This is a genomic window from Sediminibacillus massiliensis (assembly GCF_900156915.1).
Lineage (GTDB): Bacteria > Bacillota > Bacilli > Bacillales > Amphibacillaceae > Sediminibacillus_A > Sediminibacillus_A massiliensis.
In genome coordinates, this window is the sequence record NZ_LT732535.1 from 704,675 (window position 1) to 723,657 (window position 18,983).

Here is an 18,983-nt window from a genome sequence, read left to right on the forward strand (position 1 = left end):
TAAAATTCCCTGCTTTATAATTTTAAAAAAGATTACTACACTTGCATCCTGATTATTTCGTTATAAGCATCGATTGCTTTCTTCTGCAGCTCAACAGCTGTATTCAGGGTGACGCTGGCTTTTTGTGCAGTGATCATTACATCATGTAGGTCGTTGATTTCCCCGTTCGCAAGCGCATTAGTTTTTTTATCTGACTCCAACTGGGTACGGTTCAATCCATCGATCGCATTTTTCAAACTTGCTGCGAACTCGTTTTGTGCTTCTGCAGGTGTCGCTTTATGTGATATTCTCCCCTGATTCGTAACTGCAGACATTTGGAGACTAGGAACATTTATTGGGTTTGCCATTTCTCATCCTCCTGATTACTTTCCAATTTCCAGTGCTTTTTGCAGCATGCTTTTACTGGCATTCATAGCTGTTACATTTGCTTCATAAGATCTTGTCGCACTCATCATATCGACCATTTCTTTCAATGGATCTACATTCGGCAATTCTACATAGCCGTCCTGGTTTGCATCAGGATGGTTAGGATTAAAGACTACCTTGAACGGTTCATCGTCTTCTGTTATCTCACTCACACGTACACCCTGTCCTGGTCCGGACGATCCTCCGGCAGCCCTCTGTAAATAGTTGCTGAACGGTGTCTCTTTGGCTTGAAAAGAAGTAAGCTTGCGCCTGTATGGTTCATATTCGCCATCTTCGTTTATCCTGGCCCTGGTTGTCTCTGCATTTGCTATGTTCGAAGATATAGTATCCATTCTCAATCGTTGAGCCGTAAGAGCGCTGGCACTATTATTAATCGAGTGAAATATACTCATGGCTATCTTCCTCCCTTGATGACAGTTTGAAGACTATTAAATTTTCCGTTAATTCTATCAACCAGCCCTTGATAATAGATTTGGTTTTTGGCCAAATCGGTCATTTCTTTGTCAATATCAACATTATTGCCGTTGTGGTTATACGTTGTATTGGGATTTGTTACGACCTGAAAGGAGGATAGTCCACCGTTGGAATGGAAAGGGATATGTTTAGGATGAGTGAGTTTTGCTTGAAATTCGCCGCTCATTTCTTTCTCTAAAACGTTTTTGAACTGGACAGTTTGTGCTTTGTAATCGGGTGTATCAACATTTGCAATATTATTGGAAATGGTTTGATTTTTTAGTGAGGAATAATTCAAAGCCGATTCCAGATTGTTTATTGTTTTTCCGAATAACGCCATTTTTGAATAAAACCTTCTTTCCCTTAAATTACTAAAAACAGTCAAAAAACGACCTTCTTCTCCGAACATTGTAATTTAATTTATGTAGAGTGTCTATGAAATTTTTGGAAATACAACTTTAGGTCTGTATTGACTGGAATTTTCATAGGACCAAAGAACCGCGTATTTTTGATTATTTTAGCCTATTTTGTCGAACCATGCCTAATTATATATCAACATAAATGCCCAGGGCAAACATGATTTTTAAAATTCCTGGAATTTTTTTCTGAAAATCACAAAAACTTCATATAAAAAAAGCCGCTGATATCAGGTTTTTCACCTGTTTATCAGCAGCTTTTTTATTTTTTTCCACAATTCTAACTTGATTTCAATTTTTTCAATTCAATAAGGAACTTTCCGTTCAATACTTTGATGTAAGTGCCCTTCATGCCAAGTGATCTTGATTCAATTACTCCTGCACTCTCCAATTTCCTTAATGCGTTAACGATGACAGAACGCGTGATTCCGACACGATCGGCAATCTTACTTGCAACAAGCAGCCCTTCATTTCCATCAAGTTCTTCAAAGATGTGCTCAATTGCTTCCAACTCGCTATATGATAAAGAACTGATAGCCATTTGTACCACGGCTTTACTTCTTGCTTCCATCTCGATTTCTTCTGTTTTTTCATGAAGAATCTCCATTCCTACTACCGTTGCGCCATATTCAGCCAGCAGTAGATCGTCTTCATTGAAACTTTGGGTCAACCTGCTTAAGATCAATGTACCGAGTCGTTCACCACCGCCAATGATAGGCACAATCGTAGTCAAACCATTTTGGAACAGTTCTTTATTTTCCTCCGGGAAAGCAGTGTATTTGCTATCTATATCCAGGTTGGCAGTGGTTTCCTGTACCCCGAACAAGCTATCGGTATATTCTTCCGGAAACTGTCTTTCTTCCAACATGGATTTCATTCTTTCGTTTTCTATTTGCTGATTGATGGCAACCCCAAGTAATTTCCCTCTTCTGCTTACAACGAATATATTAGCAGTAATCGTATCCCTTAATGTTGCTGACATATCATTGAAATCCACTGATTTCCCCGTAGTTTTTTGTAACATTGAATTGATTTTTCTTGCACGATCTAATAATTCCATATTCGATCGATCCTCCAATCGTGTAATGATTATAAAATATATTGGCTTAAATCTTTGTTCTTTGCTATAGAGCCTAGCTTATCGTCGACATATTGAGGAGTGATCTCTATTTTCTCCATAGTAATATCCGGAGCTTCATAAGATAAATCTTCCAACAATTTTTCCAGGATAGTATGAAGCCTTCTCGCCCCAATGTTATCCGTTTCCTGGTTCACTTCATAAGCTACCTCCGCAAGTCTGGTAACAGCATCGTCAGAAAATTCAACATTTATACCTTCTGTGGCAAGAAGAGCCTGATACTGCTTCAACAATGCATTGGAAGGCTCGGTCAGAATGCTTCTGAAATCGTCGATGGATAACTTGTCGAATTCTACTCTGATCGGAAAGCGGCCTTGCAGTTCGGGAATCAAATCAGAAGGCTTAGCCATATGAAAAGCACCTGCGGCTATAAACAAGATATGATCCGTTTTGACCGCTCCGTGCTTTGTGACGACTGTCGAACCTTCCACAATCGGCAAGATGTCCCGTTGTACCCCTTCTCTCGATACATTGGCAGACTGTTCACTTTTCCCGGCCACTTTATCTATTTCATCAATGAATATGATTCCTGACTGTTCCACTTTCTGTACAGCTTCCTGGCCTACTTCATCCATGTCGATCAATTTTTGTGCTTCCTGCTGGATGAGGAGTCGCCTTGCTTCTGAAACAGGAAGCCTGCGTTTCTTTTTATTTTTCGGCATGAATTGCCCCAAAGCATCTTGCATATTCATGCCCATTTGTTCCATACCAGAACCTTGCAGCATATCAAACATGGAAGGGGAAGGCTGTTCCACTTCAACAGAGACCATTCTGTCTTCCAGCTCGCCAAGGTCCAGTTGTTGTCTGATTCTTTTCCGCTTGCTTTCCAGTTCTTGCTTTGTGCTGTCGGATTCTTGTTCTGTATCCTCGTTTCCTTGTTGCGGAAAAAACATCTCAAGGGGATTTTTGAAGTTGTTTTGTTTTTTTTCCTCGGGCACCAGTATTTTCACAAGACGTTTGTTTGCCAGTTCTTCAGCTTTATCCATGACCCCTGACATTTTTTCTTCCTTGACAAGCCTGACTGCAGTTTCAACCAAATCGCGGACCATGGATTCCACATCCCGGCCAACATAGCCTACTTCCGTGAACTTGGTTGCCTCCACTTTTACAAAAGGGGCCCCTACAAGCTTCGCCAGCCGTCTGGCTACTTCTGTTTTTCCAACACCCGTCGGACCTATCATCAGAATATTCTTAGGGACGATTTCATCCCGCATCTTTTCGTCAAGGTGAAGTCTTCTATATCTGTTTCGCAACGCGATCGCAACAGACTTCTTTGCATTCCGCTGACCGATAATATATTGATCCAGCTGCTCCACGATCTGCTTGGGAGTCATATTCACAGCCATAACATAGCCTCCTTCTACTCAATGACCTCTAATGTGATGTGATCATTTGTAAATACGCATATTTCTCCTGCGACTTCCATCGCCGCTTGGGCGATCTCTTTTGCTGTCAATTCTTTCGAATATCGTACCAGGGCTCTGCCGGCACTCAATGCAAAGTTTCCACCAGAACCGATGGCCAAAATTCCATCATCAGGTTCAATCACTTCACCAGTGCCTGACACAAGCAACATTTCGTCTTTATTCATGACGATAAGCATAGCCTCGAGTTTGCGCAATACTTTGTCTGATCGCCATTCTTTGGCAAGTTCAACTGCTGCTCTGGATAAATTGCCATTGTAGGCTTCAAGCTTGCCCTCGAACTTTTCGAAGAGGGTGAATGCATCGGCAACAGAACCAGCGAATCCTGCCAGCACCTGCCCCTTGAATAATCTACGAACCTTCTTCGCTTTATGTTTCATCACGACGGAATTCCCTAAAGTCACTTGCCCATCGCCACTCATGGCGCACTGTCCATTATGTCTGACAGCGAATATAGTGGTAGCATGAAATTCTCCGTTCAATTTTTCCACCTCACATTCTATCCATCCCTATTATTGGCACGAGGATGGCTGTTCATATAGATTTCACGCAATCTATCCTTTGTTACGTGTGTATAGATTTGTGTAGAAGACAGATGCTCATGACCGAGCAGCTCTTGTACCACACGCAAATCTGCCCCTTCGTTTAACATATGGGTCGCAAAAGTATGCCTCAATTTGTGGGGGTGCAGGTCAACTGTCAGCGCAGCTTCTTCTACCAACTTGTTCAATATTAACCTTACTCCTCTGGCCGTTAAAGGTTTACCGCGGGCATTTAAAAATATAAAAGAAGTGTCCGATTTGCTTTTTTGCAGCAATTGTTTTCTGCCGTCGCTTATGTATTTTTCCAGAGCTTCTTCAGCGAAACGGCCAAAAGGCAAGTATCGCTCTTTCTTTCCTTTCCCTCTAACCAGCATAGTACCCAGATAAAAATCCACGTCTTCTAAAAGCAGACCAGTACACTCGCTCACCCGAATTCCTGTGGCGTATACCAATTCCAATATTGCCTGGTTTCGCTGACCTAATATCGTTGTGGTATCACTCACCGAAAAAAGTTTTTCCATTTCTTCCTCATAGAGAAATCCCGGAACAGGATGCTCCGCCTTCGGCAATGTGATTTGGAGAAAAGGGTTGGAATCGACCTCTCCCTCTCTTTGTAAGAACTTATAAAAGCTTCGCAAACTTGATATCTTCCTTGATACACTTCTTCTCGACAAGCGCTGTTCATATAAAAATGCCAAAAAAATTCTGACCGTCTGGTAATCGACTAAAGAAACATCCGAAATGGCTTCTTGTTTCAGAAAATCGAAGTAAACGGACAGGTCTTTCAAATAAAATTCTATTGTATAAGCGGAAGCGTTCTTTTCAATTTGTAAATATTCTGTAAAGGCTTTCCTGTAAGCCTCCCAACTATTCATTCCCCCACCTCTTTTCAAGGCGTTTAAATATTAACATAACAAAGCTCGTCCACGCAATCGATTTTACTAAATTGTAACAAAATTCTGAATTATTCCAAGTATTTTCCATTTTTTCTTATATTTTTCTCAATACAAGGGAGGATTCATAAAATGACCCTGTAAATCCTCCCGTGATTACTTAATATTATGAGGATGTCAAGTGATATTCTTACCAAACGGTAATTATAGACATAAAGAAAACCACTGTCAAATGAAAACACCCTTATGACTCTGCTCTTATCACTTTTGCTGTTCCAGTATTCCTATTTCTTCTATTTGGCGCTTCGTCTTTTCCGTCCCCAATTCATATATCTTACGGAAAACATTGATCATTTGATCGTCATATTGTTCCCTTTCCTCATCGGCAGCTTTTTCTTGGAAAGGCGCTCTGTAATGATATTCAGCTGCCCGGCTTCCGGCTAAATGCTGTTCATGGAACAATGATTCGATTTCCAGTTTGTTTTCATACGTACCTTCAATTTCATACTCTACACCCCCGTCATGTGTTGGAGTGGGATTTACATCTCCTGTCTCGATTTTCACAAAATATTTGTTCTTTTCCGTCATATTATCCCTCCTAGTTAATTTCCTCATACCCGTTTACCGCACTTTTGTAACAAACTTCTATTCATTCCACTGTTAACAAAGACGTTCTCCCTGCATGAAAAAAACACCAGATCAAATGAAGATCTGGTGTTTCCTGTTACGTTTGTGTTTCTTCTTTATAGTCACAATTCGTGCACTGGATTTGGGTTCCTTTTTTAGCTTTCTTTTCAACAAGCAAGGAACTGCATTTTGGGCATGGCCGTGAAATCGGTTTGTCCCATGAAATGAATTCGCATTCCGGGTAGTTATCACACCCGTAAAAAGTCCTGCGTTTTTTTGTTTTGCGCTCTACTATATTTCCCTCTTTACAGTTCGGACATTTAACGCCTATCTCTTTCAAAATCGGTTTTGTGTTCCGACAGTCCGGAAAGTTCGAACAAGCAAGAAATTTACCATACCGACCCATTTTATATACCATTTCATGACCGCAATTTTCACAGTCGATCCCGGCTGGCTCATCTTTGATTTCTATTTTTTCCATTTCCTGCTCCGCTTTTTCAAGCCGTTTGTCGAAACCAGAATAAAACTCGTCAATGATGTTTACCCATTGAGTTTTTCCTTCTTCAATAGCATCTAGATCGCCCTCCATTTTAACTGTGAAATCTACATCAATAATTTCCGGGAAGAATTCTTCCATTATATCTGTAACGATTTCACCTAACTCTGTCGGCACGAATCGCTTATTATCCAGTGTCACATATCCCCGGCGCTGAATGGTATCCAAGGTTGGGGCATACGTAGACGGCCTTCCCAATCCTTGTTCTTCCATTGTTCTGACTAGACGCGCTTCTGTGTATCTTGGCGGCGGCTGGGTGAAATGCTGATTCGGATTTATTTCCTCCGCTTTGACTGTCATCCCTTCTTCAAGGTCTGGGAGTAATTTATCTTCTTCTTTCTTATTGTCATCCCGTCCCTCGATATATACTTTCATAAAACCTTTAAACTTTATTTTTGAGCCAGTAGCCCTGAATTCGACCCCTTCATTCAGTAAATGAACCGTCATGGTATCCATCACTGCCGGTGCCATCTGGCTGGCAGTAAAGCGGTCCCAAATCAATTTATATAATCTGTATTGATCTCTCGACAAGATGCTTTTCATGGCTTTAGGATCCCGATGGACGGAAGTCGGCCTGATCGCTTCATGGGCATCCTGTGCTCCTTCAGCGTTTTTCGCCTTCTTCGGTCCACCCAAGTATTCATCACCGTATTGTTCCTTTATATAGGAAGCGGCATCTTTTTGGGCTGTTTCGGATATTCTGGTTGAATCTGTACGCATGTAAGTTATAAGGCCGGTAATACCTTCCTTTTTCCCCAAATCAATTCCTTCGTATAATTGTTGGGCGACCATCATTGTCTTCCTTGCACGGAAATTCAGTTTTCTAGCGGCTTCCTGTTGCAAAGAGGAAGTAGTAAATGGTTGGGATGGATTTCGCTTCCTTTCACGCTTGTTCACTTTATCGACCCGGAAGTCCGATCCATCTAGTTTTGATAAAATGCTATCCACTTCTTCCCTATTGCCAAGTGCTTGTTTCTTTCCGTCCAAACCGTAAAAAGCCCCTTCAAATGACTCCTTCTCTTTCAAGAAGTTTGCGTCAATTGACCAATATTCTTCCGGCTTGAAGTTTTCAATTTCTTTCTCCCTGTCGATGATCATTTTTACCGCTACAGATTGAACGCGGCCTGCGCTAAGTCCTTTTTTTACTTTCTTCCATAATAAAGGACTAATGTTATATCCCACCAACCTGTCCAATATCCGTCTGGCCTGCTGTGCATCGACTAAATCCATGTCGATTGACCGGGGATGCTTGAACGATTCCTTTATTGCGTCTTTCGTTATTTCGTTAAAAACAACCCGGCAGTCAGAGTTTTCGTCGATGTTCAGACTGTGGGCCAAATGCCATGCTATTGCTTCCCCTTCTCTGTCGGGGTCGGCAGCCAAATAGACTTTCTTTGCTTTTTTTGCTGCCGTCTTCAATTCTTTTAAAACAGGTCCTTTGCCCCGAATTGTGATGTATCTGGGTTCAAATGACTTTTCAATGTCTACAGCCATTTGGCTTTTAGGTAAATCTCTCACATGCCCCATCGACGCTTTTACTTGGTATTTCTTTCCTAAATAACGTTCAATAGTTTTTGCTTTTGCTGGAGATTCAACAATTACAAGATAATCTGCCATGTCTTTTCCTCCCAAGAGGTATTTCTGTTGTTTTTCATACTATTTTAAACTTGACTCGGCTATTCCTAAATATATTTCATTGGTGAATTTTTCTTTATAATTTCAGATTATTTTCAGATTCCTTTAACGAACTTGCCAAGCACCTGTGATCTTATTCAACATCTCTCTCGTTCTGATGAAGTTGAATGCTGACCTGGCGCAGCGGAAAAATATTACCTTTCCAGCACCTCAGCTTCCTTGAAAATAAAAAGCCATTTTCTTCGGGCGAAGCGATGATGTGGTAGCGTGGTGTATATCATCGACTTAGCCAGAACGGAAGAAGGCCCGATTAAGTTAGTTCGCAGTTTGTGGTTTATTATCTACGTTATAAAAATCTCTCTATTTAGTTATAAATTTACACACAATAAAAGATATATTAGGAAATTATATGCATCAAGGATAAAAGTTCCACTTTTAGTTGATAAATCTTCCCTATTATTAAATACTTTTTTGTATTTTGTCAAACAGATCAATTAAATTTTTTTCAATAAGGTGCTTAATTTTCTTCATTTTCAGACAGAATTCGACCCCATTTTCTTTCCAAATCGTGCCAATCCTCCACTAAATCATGGGTCTTAAGCACTAATTTAGCACCTTCTTGAATTAATTTGTTACACCCTGATGATTGGTCAGACAACGGAGAGCCCGGAAAAGCATACACTTCTCGCCCCTGGTCGAGTGCCTGCTCAACTGTGATCATTGTTCCACTTTTTTCTTTAGCTTCTACTACAAGAGTTCCAAAGCTCAGTCCGCTGATAATCCTGTTGCGCTCAGGGAAGTGATATTTCTTAGGAGGGGTTGAGGGTGCATATTCTGAGATGACTAATTGGGTTGCAGCAAGTTGGCGGAATAATTCAGTATGCTGTCGCGGATAAATATGGTGAAAACCACTTCCTAATACTGCGATTGTGTTCCCTTTTCCTTTTACAGCAAGACGGTGGGCATTTGCATCAATACCTTTAGCCATACCACTCACCAACAGCCATCCTTCCTTTACCAAAGGAAAGAGAACTTTCTCCATTAAAGTCCAGGATGACTGTGATGGTTCTCTGGTTCCCACAACACTAAGACAAGGTTTGTGTTTTAACAAGTCTAGATTGCCGATTAAATATAACACGATGGGTGGATCTTTAATCACTTTTAAGATAGAAGGATAATCTTTTTCGAATATAGTGAGGACATGGAATTTCTTCATATCTTCCAGTACAGAGGCAAGCAGATTTTTATCCCGTAGATCTTTACAGAGGGCATATGAGCGTTTTATTGGAATGGTAAATTCATTGGAGATTTGCATAGGGGACATAGAAAAAATTTTAGTCAAATCGGGATCTTTTCTAATGATTTTCCATATGATCAATCTGGAAGCATTCCTGCACCTTTGCAGCAAAATCAACCTTGTCTTGAAATTATTCAAAAGCACTTACTCCTTTTCACTATTATTTAACAAAAAGGCTGGCTTAGATAAGCCAGCCCGCACAAGTTAATGTGTTTTACATTTATCATACAGATTATTATCTTTCAATACCCGGATGATCGTCTCACCCATAACAGCAGGTGTTTCTGCCACCTCGATACCGCAATCGTTCATTACTTTAATTTTCTCGTCGGCTGTACCTTTACCACCAGAAATGATCGCACCAGCATGGCCCATACGCTTTCCTGGAGGTGCTGTCGCACCGCCTATAAATCCGACTACTGGTTTCTTCATATTGGCTTTTACCCACTCTGCAGCCTCTTCCTCTGCTGTTCCGCCAATTTCTCCAATCATCATAACAGCTTCGGTTTCTGGATCGTCATTGAAAGCTTGGAGGACATCGATAAAGTCAGTTCCATTGACCGGGTCGCCGCCGATTCCCACAGCAGTTGACTGACCGAAACCTTCTTCAGACAGCTGGTGTACCGCCTCATAAGTCAGCGTACCAGAACGTGAAACAACCCCGATATGTCCTTTTTTATGGATATATCCCGGCATGATACCGATTTTGCACTCATCCGGAGTAATGACTCCAGGACAGTTCGGTCCCACTAAACGGGTTTTTTTGCCTTCCATATAACGTTTTACTTTCACCATGTCCATGACCGGAATATGTTCCGTTATGCAAATTGCCAGGTCTAATTCTGCATCGACAGCTTCCATGATTGCATCTGCAGCAAAAGGTGCCGGTACATAAATAACTGAAGCGTTGGCACCTGTCTTGTCTACAGCTTCCTTTACAGTATTAAAAACTGGAACGCCTTCCACTTCTGTTCCACCTTTTTTAGGTGTAACCCCTCCGACAATCTTTGTCCCGTAGTCAAGCATTTGTTTTGTATGAAAAAGAGCTGTTGATCCTGTTATACCTTGAACGATTACTTTTGTATCTTTGTTTACGAATACACTCATTTTCGTCCGTCCTTTCTACATTATGGCTGAGCTGGTTACTGTTTAGCTGAAAAGGGAAACATTTCAACCTTCACAGATTACTAGTTTAATAATACGTTTTTCTATAAAGGCAATTTATTTTACGAGCCGTAATCGCGCGATTTTGAATTTTTGGAATATTATTTGACGAGTGATACGATTTTTTCTGCCCCGTCTGCCATAGATTCAGCGGCCGTAATATTAAGCCCCGATTCAGCAAGGATTTTCTTGCCGAGTTCCACATTAGTACCTTCAAGCCGAACCACTAGCGGAATTTCTAATCCCACTTGCTTTGTTGCTTCCACGACACCCTCAGCAATAACATCGCATTTCATTATGCCGCCAAAGATGTTGACAAGAATTCCTTTGACATTGGAATCGGACAAAATAATTTTGAAAGCTTCTGTTACTTTTTCAGCAGTGGCTCCGCCCCCTACATCGAGAAAGTTAGCGGGGTCGCCGCCGTAATGTTTGATAATATCCATTGTGGCCATCGCAAGTCCAGCCCCGTTTACCATACAGCCAATATTGCCATCTAGGGCGATATAACTTAAATCATGCTTGGAAGCTTCGATTTCCTTCTCATCTTCCTCGTCCAAGTCCCGATAATCGGCGACATCTTTCTGACGGAAGATAGCGTTATCATCAAAGTTCAACTTGGCATCCAATGCCAAGACATCTCCATCCCCTGTTGTAACCAACGGATTTATCTCAGCAATAGAGCAGTCTTTCTCTTCGAACACTCTATAAAGACCCATCATGAATTTGACTGCTTTCGACAAATACTCATCGGGAATATTGATGTTAAATGCAAGTCTCCTTGCCTGGAACGGTGTAAGCCCGACAACCGGATCGATGACTTCTTTAAAAATCTTTTCCGGAGTCTCTGCTGCCACCTCCTCTATTTCTGTACCCCCTTCTTCAGAAGCCATCATAGTTACCCGTGATGTCGCCCGGTCAAGAACAAGGCCGATGTAGTATTCTTTCTTGATGTCACAGCCTTCTTCAATGAGTAAACGCTTAACTTCTTTCCCTTCAGGACCCGTTTGGTGTGTAACCAGTGTTTTGCCTAATATGTCCTCGGCATATGTACGCACTTCGTCCAGATTCTTTGCTACTTTGACACCGCCGGCTTTACCCCTGCCGCCTGCGTGAATTTGTGCTTTAACAACCGAAACGCTGCTGCCCAGTGATTCAGCGGCTTCTACTGCTTCATCAACAGAATAAGCTACACGGCCATTAGGAACAGCAACACCGTATTTTCGCAAAATATCTTTGCCTTGGTACTCATGAATGTTCATCTTCCATCCTCCCATCAAATTTCACTGCACCTACATTGTATAAAAAAAAGTCATAAATTGTCTACACATTATGTTTGGCATGTTAACAGTTTTCTGGATTGCTAGTTTTGAATATCCTTGTCAACGTTATAAATGAATGCAAAAACTTCAGCAACAGCCCGGTATAATTCATCCGGAATCCTTTCGTTTATTTCCAATTCCGACAATAATTCGACAAGTGTTTCATCTTCATGTACAGGTATGTCGTTGGCTCTTGCTTTTTCCAGGATGTTGTCTGCTATCACGCCACGGCCGGACGCGGATACTTTTGGTGCTGTATCGTTTCCTTCCAAATATTTTAATGCGACCGCTTTTTTCCTTTTATAAGGTCTGTTCATATTTTAAAGTCTACTCCTTCATAATTGATATTTTTTTCTTGCAAATAATCAAATTTTGTCTGATCCTCAAGCGGTTTGAGCGATATGGAAGTCAGCTGGTAATCAAGCTCGTTCAACTTTTCTTTAAGTATGGACTTATAGGTTGATAGTAATTGTTCCAGTCCTCTTTCCTGCTTGTTGTAAATCGTCAAATTAACCCTGCGACTCTCCACATTCATGTTTACCACCGTTTCTTTCAGCTTGTCCAGCTCTAAATAGAAGAGAATGCTGCAATAATCAGAATCAATTTCCCCGTTTTTCCCTTTTCTACCTTCGAATTCAACCCGGATATCCTTATTGATACCAATATGATCGCCGGGAAGCTGGTAGTTTAAATGGATACTTTCACTGTTCTCTTGAATGGAATTCAACTGCAGACCAGTTATAAAGTTTAGCAAGGTTTCGGATTGCTCTGTTGATATATTTCCACTTTGAACAAATTGGAAAAGGATGGATTTTAATGTATTCTCACTATATTTCTGTTGTTTCAATTGATTTTCATAACCTATACCTAATAGAGATTGAAAATGAAAAAGCTTACTCAAAAATATGGCGGCTGGTTTTTCCTTGAAAAATTCCTGACCTTCTTTTGTTCCGGTCATTAAATCAAAAATTGCTTTCTTTTCAGAGACTGTCAACTGTTTTTCCATCGTTCTTTCCACCTGAAGCAGTTCTTGATCGGATATTGACTTTGTTGGTCCGTACTTTAAAAACGATTCAGAAATATCGGGCAAATGACGAATCAACTTGGTTAAAACACCTCTGTCTGACAATTGTTGATGAAGTAAACTTGCTTTTATGGACACATTGGGTGTACCATTTCCTTTTTTCATGTTCCGGATGTTCTGGATATAATTCCAGGTTATCTTCCTTTCGTTTTCCTGTAAGGACATCTGTTGTTTCAACAATTTGTCCAAACTGTTTATCAATGAAGATTCTTTCCCTTTTATAGAGAATGGAGGTGAGGACGGTTCCGCTGAATTCCGCCAATTTAACCAGGCATCCTGCCAGGAAGCATAATCGGTCGTAGATGAGACGAACCCTGTCAGCCGCAGTAATCTGAACATGCTTGTATTCTTGCTGGCTACTTCTTGAAGAATCTGCGATTGAAGTCGATTCTCCAGACTTTTACCGCCCTGTAGTGTCAATTGTTCAAGTATTTGCAACAGGCCGGGAAGAGAAGCGGTATGCTGTGTCTTCAGGCTAAGGTGGAGTTCTGACAATAACTTCCCTAACTGTTCTTGTTTAGTTGCTGTCAGGGCATCATACACAGCAGTGGTAAGGGGTAGATTGCGTTGCATCGCATTCACCAATACCTCCCTTGCCAATCCCTTATCGGTTGCCTGTTCCATCGTCAACAATGCTTTGTAGAGGTTGTCTTTGCCAAATGGAATGTTATGTTCTAATAAGTTCTTCACAAAAGAAATTCTGCTCTTCGTGACAGGTATACCTAGTTCTTGCAACAGTTGCTTTATTCCACGCCCTGCGGATGTTCCGCCATGATCGGACAATACCTTTAAACGAACCAAATTCCCCACAGATTGTACTTGAAACCAATAGTTTTTATGTATGGTAAGCGGTGCTTCCAGTTGTGCCGTCATGATGCTACTGCCAAGCTGGATAGATGCCTTTTGGTCTGGATAAAGCTTTTGAATTCTGCCCGATAGTATTTGTCCTGGCTGTAACGTAACCATCGGTCGTTGATTCAGAGTTTTATGTAAGGAAGAATGTAAGTTTATAGAACGGAAAGGATTCAGTTCCATCCTTTCACCTCCTTGCTTTTCAAATATAATCCTTGACAGGTGCAAAAGTTCTGCGATGGTAAGGTGATACCCCGTAGTCCTTGATTGCCTGTATGTGAGTTTGTGTTCCATAGCCCATATTTTTATTGAATTGATAGTAAGGGTATTCCTGATGGAACTCCTCCATCATCCTGTCTCTGGTTACTTTGGCAACGATGCTCGCCGCTGCAATCGAAATGCTCCTTTGATCTCCTTTAATAATTGATTCAGTAGATGCCGAGGCCATTTCGAGCGGCATAGCATCAATCAATATATGCTCTGGAACAGGGTCTAACTGGTTTACAGCCGACAACATTGCTTTTTGTGCCGCACGATAGATATTCATCTGGTCAATCTCGTGACTGTGTACGATACCTACTCCATATGTTACTGCTTCTGCTACTATTCTTCTATAAAATTCTTCCCGAATCGAATAAGAAAGTTTTTTAGAATCATTCAACCCGGGCAGAAAAAAACTTTCTTCTAATATAACAGCCGCTGCCACCACAGGCCCGGCCAACGGCCCTCTCCCAGCTTCATCTATGCCGGCCACGAGCCGTACTCCTTTACAGTATTGTTCTTTTTCAAAGGTCTTCATCTGTTCAAATAAATCCTTCTGTTTTTGCAAGTTTTCCTGTTTGCGCTCATATTCCAAAATTAACCGCTGTACGCCTTTTCTACTATCATTCCGTAAACCATCTAACCATTCCTCGGAGAAGCTTTCTTTTTTTATAATTTCCTTTACTTGAGTTATCGTTAAATCTTTCATATGTATCCCCTTTACCTAGTGAACTGAGTCTTAAAATACACAAGAAAGGCACCAATCCTGATTGGTGCCCCTTCCGTAATTTATGAAATTGATGGCGGATCTTCCAATGTAATCCGCCCCAGCTTTCCTGTCCTTAAATCTCTTATGACAATATCAGCCGTTTTATCAAAATTAACTTTACCGCCGCTTTCCAAGGCTCCCCTTGCTTTCCCTATATCAGAAAAAATCTCTTCCATATCCTCTTGATTTCTTGATATTTTAAAGCGGTTTTCCATTATTTCAGGGTAGTTCTCCCCTAGAAAGCGAAGAATAAATACAGCAATATCGTCCATTGGGAGCAATTGATCTTTAATTGTCCCAATTGCTGCCAGTCTGTATCCGACAAGTTGGTCTTCGAATTTAGGCCACAGTATTCCAGGGGTGTCCAGAAGCTCAAAATCCTTTTTGACTTTGATCCATTGCTGGCTAGTGGTTACTCCCGGTCGATCACCTGTTTTGGCGATTTTCTTGTTGGCCAGCCGATTAATCAGTGTCGATTTGCCAACATTGGGAATGCCAATGATCATTGCACGGGCAGGGCGGGGCCTTACACCCTTTTTTTCCAGCTTTTTCATCTTCTCCCTGCCCATTTCCTTGGCAAGATTTATGACCTGTTGAATGTCTTGTTTCTCCTGAACATTCACTGCCACAGCAGGCGTGTTTTCCCTTTTGAAATGGTCGATCCATTTTGTGGTTTTTTCGAAATCTGCCAAGTCTTTCTTCATCAACACTCTCATTACCGGCTTTCCCTGCAGGACTTGCTGCAACATCGGATTTTGTGATGATTCAGGAACTCTCGCATCAACCAGTTCAATCACAAAATCAACAAGTTTCAACTTCTCCTGCACTTCTCTTTTAGCTTTTGCCATATGCCCTGGAAACCATTGTATAGTCATCATATACCCCCCTAACCTGTGATAAACCGGAAACGATCCATCGGCCAATATAACAGCTGAACTTCTCCGACCAATTGGTCATAAGAAATCAATCCAAGCAGACGGCTGTCTGTCGAATTACCGCGATTGTCCCCTAGGACCAGAACATGCTCGGGCGGTATTTCTTGGTATCCTCCAGGCAGTTCTTCCAGACTGAAATCAAATGTAAAGTCCTGGTTCCCTTCCATCATTTGCTTCCGGTCGTTAATAAAAGGTTCTTCCACAGACTCCCCATTTATGTACAGTGTATCATCCTGTACCTCTACATGATCTCCAGGAACTCCGATTACACGTTTGATATAATCCTTTTGGGCTGTAGCATGGAAAACGACAATATCAAAACGCTCCGGTTTTCCGATCATGTAGTTAAATTTATTGACGATCATATGATCTCCATCATGTAAGGTCGGGAGCATAGATGGTCCGTCCACAACGATTGGAGCAAACAAGAACATCCTGACAATGACTGCTAGAAGGCCAGCAATCAAAAGTGCTTTCACCCAATCCAGCCATTCGTTCTTTTTTTTGGCCATACCGTTACCTCCAAAAAACCAGTCACTCTTCGGCACCAAATTAATGGTATTGATCCAAGCGGCAGTTTTCAAATTCCTTTTTATAGTAGAAAAAAGGAGCTTGTCTACGCAAGCTCCTTCTATCATTTTACAATTAGCGAATTTCTTTAATACGAGCAGCTTTACCACGTAGATTGCGCAAATAGTAAAGTTTAGCACGACGGACTTTACCACGGCGGCTAACTTCGATCTTGTCTACACGTGGAGAATGTACTGGGAAAGTACGTTCAACGCCAACACCGTAAGAAATTTTACGAACAGTGAATGTTTCACTGATTCCGCCGTTTTGACGTTTAATTACAACGCCTTCGAATACCTGGATACGTTCACGAGTTCCTTCCACAACTTTCACGTGGACTTTTACTGTGTCACCAGGGCGGAAATCAGGATGATCAGTACGAAGCTGTTCTTTTGACACTTCTTCTAGTAAGTTTTGCATCCTGTTACACTCCTTCCAAACCAATGCTCTTACCATTCATTCGGCAGCGGAACATCGTTTATCAGCTTAAGCAATATTACTCAAGCACAACAAATAATATAACATAATCTACTTTCCACTTCAACTATTCTCAGGTATCTTTTTGGTTTTTAAGCCATTCTTTTTCTTGTTTCGACAGTTGGTATTCATCCAACAAGTCTTTCCTGCGTTCAAATGTCCGCAAAAGGGATTGCTGCTTTCTCCATTCATCAATCTTTCCATGGTTGCCGGATAATAGAACTTCAGGGACCTTCATGCCTCGAAAGTCAGCAGGACGGGTATAATGCGGATGCTCCAACAAACCATGTGAAAACGAGTCTTCGGGAGCCGATTCCTCATTACCCAATACTCCAGGAAGGAGACGGACGACACTATCGATAACAACCATGGCACCCAATTCTCCGCCAGTAAGCACGTAATCACCTATCGAAATTTCATCTGTAACCAAATGCTGCCTGATTCTTTCGTCATATCCTTCATAGTGGCCGCATATAAAAATAAGATGATCCTCCTCAGCAAGTTCTAAGGCTTTTTCCTGGGTATGTGTTTCTCCCTGAGGGCACATGAGAATTATTCTTGGCTTATTGCCTGTGTTCTTTGTAATATCCTCAACTGCATCAAAGATCGGCTGTGGTGTTAAAACCATTCCCGCTCCTCCGCCATAAGGATAATCATCCACTTTTTTATGTTTATTCAAGGTATAGTTTCTGAAATTGATAAATTCCGGCTGGAAAGTCCCGGCTTCCTGAGCCTTCTTTAAAATAGAATTATTGAACACACCTTCAAACATTTCCGGGAACAGTGTCAAAATATCAATCTTCATCAGTCAAGCAATCCTTCCATTGGTTCAATGATTACTTTCTTGCCAACTATATCGATTTCTTTTACGATGTCCTCAATATATGGAATAAGCAGATCTTTCTCCTGCTTTCTTTTAATAACCCAGACATCGTTGGCACCTGGAGCCAAAATCTCCCGGATCACCCCTAAATATTCCTCTGTATTGGTAAATACTTCACATCCGATTATTTCATGATAATAAAATTCCCCTTCGTCCAAAGGTTCTTGTTGTTCTTTTTTCACTTTCAACATGCCATTTTTATATTTTTCTACATCGTTGATGGATGGATGTCCTTCAAATCGCAATAAATCAAAGTTCTTGTGTCTGCGATGACCGGATACTACCAACGGAATCGTCTCTGAATTCTCGTCATTTGCCCAGAATAGTTGCCGCCCTTTTTCAAACCTTTCATCAAAGTCCGTAATACGGATGACTTTCACTTCTCCATTAATCCCGTGTGTATTCACGATTTTTCCTACATTGAACATTTTTTCTTTCATTTTTGATTCACCTGCTATTTTATTTGGATAACGACGCCGTCCTTGATAATGATAGCTTTATCTTCGGTCAAGCTGTCCCAACTGTTTCCCACTTCAACCTCAACAAGAGATTCAACTTCTCCTTCTGTAATTTCGCTTCCGATGGGCAGAATCTCCAGCTGTTCCAGTTGGAATTCTATCCATTTCACTTTATCTTTGCGCTTGGTTATTTCACGTTGGAATCTCTTTGTGATTTCCTCTTTGGAGACGCCCTTTTTATTCTGCAATTTTCTTTGTTCAAACTGGAGTTGTTGACACTCTTGTTCAAGCCGCTGCTTCTGGCCATTGAATTGATCGGCAAGACCTTGTTTGCTTTTTTCGGTAATCACTTGTTTAACGGGAATCTTTTGAATTATTTTCACAATAAACTTCAGCCTCTCTTTACGAAAACTAATATTAGCCTGTTCAGGTTAAAACCATCTATATAAGATTTAAAAGAAAAATCTATGTAAGACAAGTCATATATAACCATATTCTGTCTGCGATTTGTATGTAAAGACTGAAAAAAATTTTGCTTGTAAAAAAAGGAAAGGTTTCCCTTTCCTTTTTCACATGATATCCAGATAAATACGCTTGGTTGTGTTCGTACCTGCTGCATAAACAACGGTACGAATAGCCTTAGCTATCCGGCCGTTCTTACCGATTACTTTCCCGACATCATCCTTATGCACCGTTAAATGATAAGTGACTTTGTGATCTTCTTCCTTTTCTGTGACAACAACGTCTTCAGGATAGTCGACCAGGGGTTGGACAATCGTTTCAATTAAGGCCTTCATGATA

General features: G+C 41.1%; 22 protein-coding genes. All 22 read right to left on the reverse strand.

Annotation, left to right across the window (positions count from 1 at the left end; all coding sequences use genetic code 11):
* Positions 1 to 35: 35 nt before the first annotated feature.
* Positions 36 to 314 carry a flagellar hook-basal body complex protein FliE gene (fliE, locus tag CZ434_RS04275; protein ID WP_245831054.1) on the reverse strand — a complete coding sequence of 93 codons (279 nt, stop codon included), beginning with the start codon at positions 312 to 314 and terminating at the stop codon, positions 36 to 38.
* 48 nt (positions 315 to 362) lie between these two features.
* Positions 363 to 818 (reverse strand): flagellar basal body rod protein FlgC, encoded by a 456-nt coding sequence (gene flgC / locus CZ434_RS04280; RefSeq protein ID WP_077621969.1) that lies wholly within the window; start codon positions 816 to 818, stop codon positions 363 to 365.
* A gap of 2 nt (positions 819 to 820) precedes the next feature.
* Complete coding sequence (gene flgB / locus CZ434_RS04285) at positions 821 to 1,219, reverse strand: flagellar basal body rod protein FlgB (protein ID WP_077625066.1); 399 nt, start codon at positions 1,217 to 1,219, stop codon at positions 821 to 823.
* A gap of 356 nt (positions 1,220 to 1,575) precedes the next feature.
* Entirely contained in the window at positions 1,576 to 2,355 is a 780-nt protein-coding gene (gene codY, locus CZ434_RS04290; RefSeq protein WP_077621970.1) for a GTP-sensing pleiotropic transcriptional regulator CodY, read from the reverse strand.
* A gap of 29 nt (positions 2,356 to 2,384) precedes the next feature.
* Positions 2,385 to 3,779, reverse strand: coding sequence for an ATP-dependent protease ATPase subunit HslU (gene hslU / locus CZ434_RS04295; protein WP_077621971.1), 1,395 nt, complete (start codon positions 3,777 to 3,779; stop codon positions 2,385 to 2,387).
* Positions 3,780 to 3,793: 14 nt separating this feature from the next.
* The gene (hslV, locus tag CZ434_RS04300; RefSeq protein ID WP_077621972.1) at positions 3,794 to 4,339 is read right to left on the reverse strand and encodes an ATP-dependent protease subunit HslV; all 546 of its coding nucleotides are present in this window, start codon (positions 4,337 to 4,339) and stop codon (positions 3,794 to 3,796) included.
* A gap of 17 nt (positions 4,340 to 4,356) precedes the next feature.
* The gene (gene xerC, locus CZ434_RS04305; protein WP_077621973.1) at positions 4,357 to 5,274 is read right to left on the reverse strand and encodes a tyrosine recombinase XerC; all 918 of its coding nucleotides are present in this window, start codon (positions 5,272 to 5,274) and stop codon (positions 4,357 to 4,359) included.
* A 279-nt stretch (positions 5,275 to 5,553) separates the two neighbouring features.
* On the reverse strand, positions 5,554 to 5,880 hold the full coding sequence (locus CZ434_RS04310) for a hypothetical protein (protein WP_077621974.1): 327 nt from the start codon (positions 5,878 to 5,880) through the stop codon (positions 5,554 to 5,556).
* Positions 5,881 to 6,016: 136 nt separating this feature from the next.
* On the reverse strand, positions 6,017 to 8,092 hold the full coding sequence (gene topA, locus CZ434_RS04315) for a type I DNA topoisomerase (protein ID WP_077621975.1): 2,076 nt from the start codon (positions 8,090 to 8,092) through the stop codon (positions 6,017 to 6,019).
* Positions 8,093 to 8,627: 535 nt separating this feature from the next.
* Positions 8,628 to 9,545 (reverse strand): DNA-processing protein DprA, encoded by a 918-nt coding sequence (dprA, locus tag CZ434_RS04320; RefSeq protein ID WP_095742892.1) that lies wholly within the window; start codon positions 9,543 to 9,545, stop codon positions 8,628 to 8,630.
* 66 nt (positions 9,546 to 9,611) lie between these two features.
* A complete protein-coding gene (gene sucD, locus CZ434_RS04325) occupies positions 9,612 to 10,514 on the reverse strand; it encodes a succinate--CoA ligase subunit alpha (RefSeq protein WP_077621976.1) in 903 nt (300 codons plus the stop codon).
* Between the two features lie 158 nt (positions 10,515 to 10,672).
* Positions 10,673 to 11,833 (reverse strand): ADP-forming succinate--CoA ligase subunit beta, encoded by a 1,161-nt coding sequence (gene sucC, locus CZ434_RS04330; protein WP_077621977.1) that lies wholly within the window; start codon positions 11,831 to 11,833, stop codon positions 10,673 to 10,675.
* Positions 11,834 to 11,934: 101 nt separating this feature from the next.
* Complete coding sequence (locus tag CZ434_RS04335; protein ID WP_077621978.1) at positions 11,935 to 12,210, reverse strand: EscU/YscU/HrcU family type III secretion system export apparatus switch protein; 276 nt, start codon at positions 12,208 to 12,210, stop codon at positions 11,935 to 11,937.
* Entirely contained in the window at positions 12,207 to 14,012 is a 1,806-nt protein-coding gene (locus tag CZ434_RS04340) for a hypothetical protein (RefSeq protein WP_077621979.1), read from the reverse strand. The genes CZ434_RS04335 and CZ434_RS04340 overlap by 4 nt, the downstream gene beginning before the upstream one ends.
* 19 nt (positions 14,013 to 14,031) lie before the next feature.
* Entirely contained in the window at positions 14,032 to 14,799 is a 768-nt protein-coding gene (locus tag CZ434_RS04345; RefSeq protein ID WP_077621980.1) for a ribonuclease HII, read from the reverse strand.
* Between the two features lie 80 nt (positions 14,800 to 14,879).
* Positions 14,880 to 15,734 (reverse strand): ribosome biogenesis GTPase YlqF, encoded by an 855-nt coding sequence (gene ylqF, locus CZ434_RS04350; RefSeq protein ID WP_077621981.1) that lies wholly within the window; start codon positions 15,732 to 15,734, stop codon positions 14,880 to 14,882.
* A gap of 11 nt (positions 15,735 to 15,745) precedes the next feature.
* Positions 15,746 to 16,306, reverse strand: a complete 561-nt coding sequence (gene lepB, locus CZ434_RS04355; protein WP_077621982.1) for a signal peptidase I — start codon at positions 16,304 to 16,306, stop codon at positions 15,746 to 15,748.
* 133 nt (positions 16,307 to 16,439) lie between these two features.
* On the reverse strand, positions 16,440 to 16,784 hold the full coding sequence (rplS, locus tag CZ434_RS04360; RefSeq protein WP_077621983.1) for a 50S ribosomal protein L19: 345 nt from the start codon (positions 16,782 to 16,784) through the stop codon (positions 16,440 to 16,442).
* Positions 16,785 to 16,914: 130 nt separating this feature from the next.
* Positions 16,915 to 17,646 carry a tRNA (guanosine(37)-N1)-methyltransferase TrmD gene (gene trmD / locus CZ434_RS04365; RefSeq protein ID WP_077621984.1) on the reverse strand — a complete coding sequence of 244 codons (732 nt, stop codon included), beginning with the start codon at positions 17,644 to 17,646 and terminating at the stop codon, positions 16,915 to 16,917.
* Positions 17,646 to 18,164, reverse strand: coding sequence for a ribosome maturation factor RimM (gene rimM, locus CZ434_RS04370; protein ID WP_077621985.1), 519 nt, complete (start codon positions 18,162 to 18,164; stop codon positions 17,646 to 17,648). Before rimM ends, trmD begins: the two co-directional genes overlap by 1 nt.
* A gap of 14 nt (positions 18,165 to 18,178) precedes the next feature.
* Positions 18,179 to 18,565 carry a YlqD family protein gene (locus CZ434_RS04375; RefSeq protein ID WP_077621986.1) on the reverse strand — a complete coding sequence of 129 codons (387 nt, stop codon included), beginning with the start codon at positions 18,563 to 18,565 and terminating at the stop codon, positions 18,179 to 18,181.
* Between the two features lie 186 nt (positions 18,566 to 18,751).
* On the reverse strand, positions 18,752 to 18,979 hold the full coding sequence (locus CZ434_RS04380; protein ID WP_077621987.1) for a KH domain-containing protein: 228 nt from the start codon (positions 18,977 to 18,979) through the stop codon (positions 18,752 to 18,754).
* Positions 18,980 to 18,983 lie beyond the last annotated feature (4 nt).

What these genes read in the sequence shown, in the direction of transcription:
- fliE (WP_245831054.1), bottom strand. Translation starts at nt 314, where the DNA reads ATGTCTGCAGTTACGAATCAGGGGAGAATATCACATAAAGCGACACCT.
- flgC (WP_077621969.1), bottom strand. Translation starts at nt 818, where the DNA reads ATGAGTATATTTCACTCGATTAATAATAGTGCCAGCGCTCTTACGGCT.
- flgB (WP_077625066.1), bottom strand. Translation starts at nt 1,219, where the DNA reads ATGGCGTTATTCGGAAAAACAATAAACAATCTGGAATCGGCTTTGAAT.
- codY (WP_077621970.1), bottom strand. Translation starts at nt 2,355, where the DNA reads ATGGAATTATTAGATCGTGCAAGAAAAATCAATTCAATGTTACAAAAA.
- hslU (WP_077621971.1), bottom strand. Translation starts at nt 3,779, where the DNA reads ATGGCTGTGAATATGACTCCCAAGCAGATCGTGGAGCAGCTGGATCAA.
- xerC (WP_077621973.1), bottom strand. Translation starts at nt 5,274, where the DNA reads ATGAATAGTTGGGAGGCTTACAGGAAAGCCTTTACAGAATATTTACAA.
- CZ434_RS04310 (WP_077621974.1), bottom strand. Translation starts at nt 5,880, where the DNA reads ATGACGGAAAAGAACAAATATTTTGTGAAAATCGAGACAGGAGATGTA.
- topA (WP_077621975.1), bottom strand. Translation starts at nt 8,092, where the DNA reads ATGGCAGATTATCTTGTAATTGTTGAATCTCCAGCAAAAGCAAAAACT.
- sucD (WP_077621976.1), bottom strand. Translation starts at nt 10,514, where the DNA reads ATGAGTGTATTCGTAAACAAAGATACAAAAGTAATCGTTCAAGGTATA.
- sucC (WP_077621977.1), bottom strand. Translation starts at nt 11,833, where the DNA reads ATGAACATTCATGAGTACCAAGGCAAAGATATTTTGCGAAAATACGGT.
- CZ434_RS04335 (WP_077621978.1), bottom strand. Translation starts at nt 12,210, where the DNA reads ATGAACAGACCTTATAAAAGGAAAAAAGCGGTCGCATTAAAATATTTG.
- CZ434_RS04340 (WP_077621979.1), bottom strand. Translation starts at nt 14,012, where the DNA reads ATGGAACTGAATCCTTTCCGTTCTATAAACTTACATTCTTCCTTACAT.
- CZ434_RS04345 (WP_077621980.1), bottom strand. Translation starts at nt 14,799, where the DNA reads ATGAAAGATTTAACGATAACTCAAGTAAAGGAAATTATAAAAAAAGAA.
- ylqF (WP_077621981.1), bottom strand. Translation starts at nt 15,734, where the DNA reads ATGACTATACAATGGTTTCCAGGGCATATGGCAAAAGCTAAAAGAGAA.
- lepB (WP_077621982.1), bottom strand. Translation starts at nt 16,306, where the DNA reads ATGGCCAAAAAAAAGAACGAATGGCTGGATTGGGTGAAAGCACTTTTG.
- rplS (WP_077621983.1), bottom strand. Translation starts at nt 16,784, where the DNA reads ATGCAAAACTTACTAGAAGAAGTGTCAAAAGAACAGCTTCGTACTGAT.
- trmD (WP_077621984.1), bottom strand. Translation starts at nt 17,646, where the DNA reads ATGAAGATTGATATTTTGACACTGTTCCCGGAAATGTTTGAAGGTGTG.
- rimM (WP_077621985.1), bottom strand. Translation starts at nt 18,164, where the DNA reads ATGAAAGAAAAAATGTTCAATGTAGGAAAAATCGTGAATACACACGGG.
- CZ434_RS04380 (WP_077621987.1), bottom strand. Translation starts at nt 18,979, where the DNA reads ATGAAGGCCTTAATTGAAACGATTGTCCAACCCCTGGTCGACTATCCT.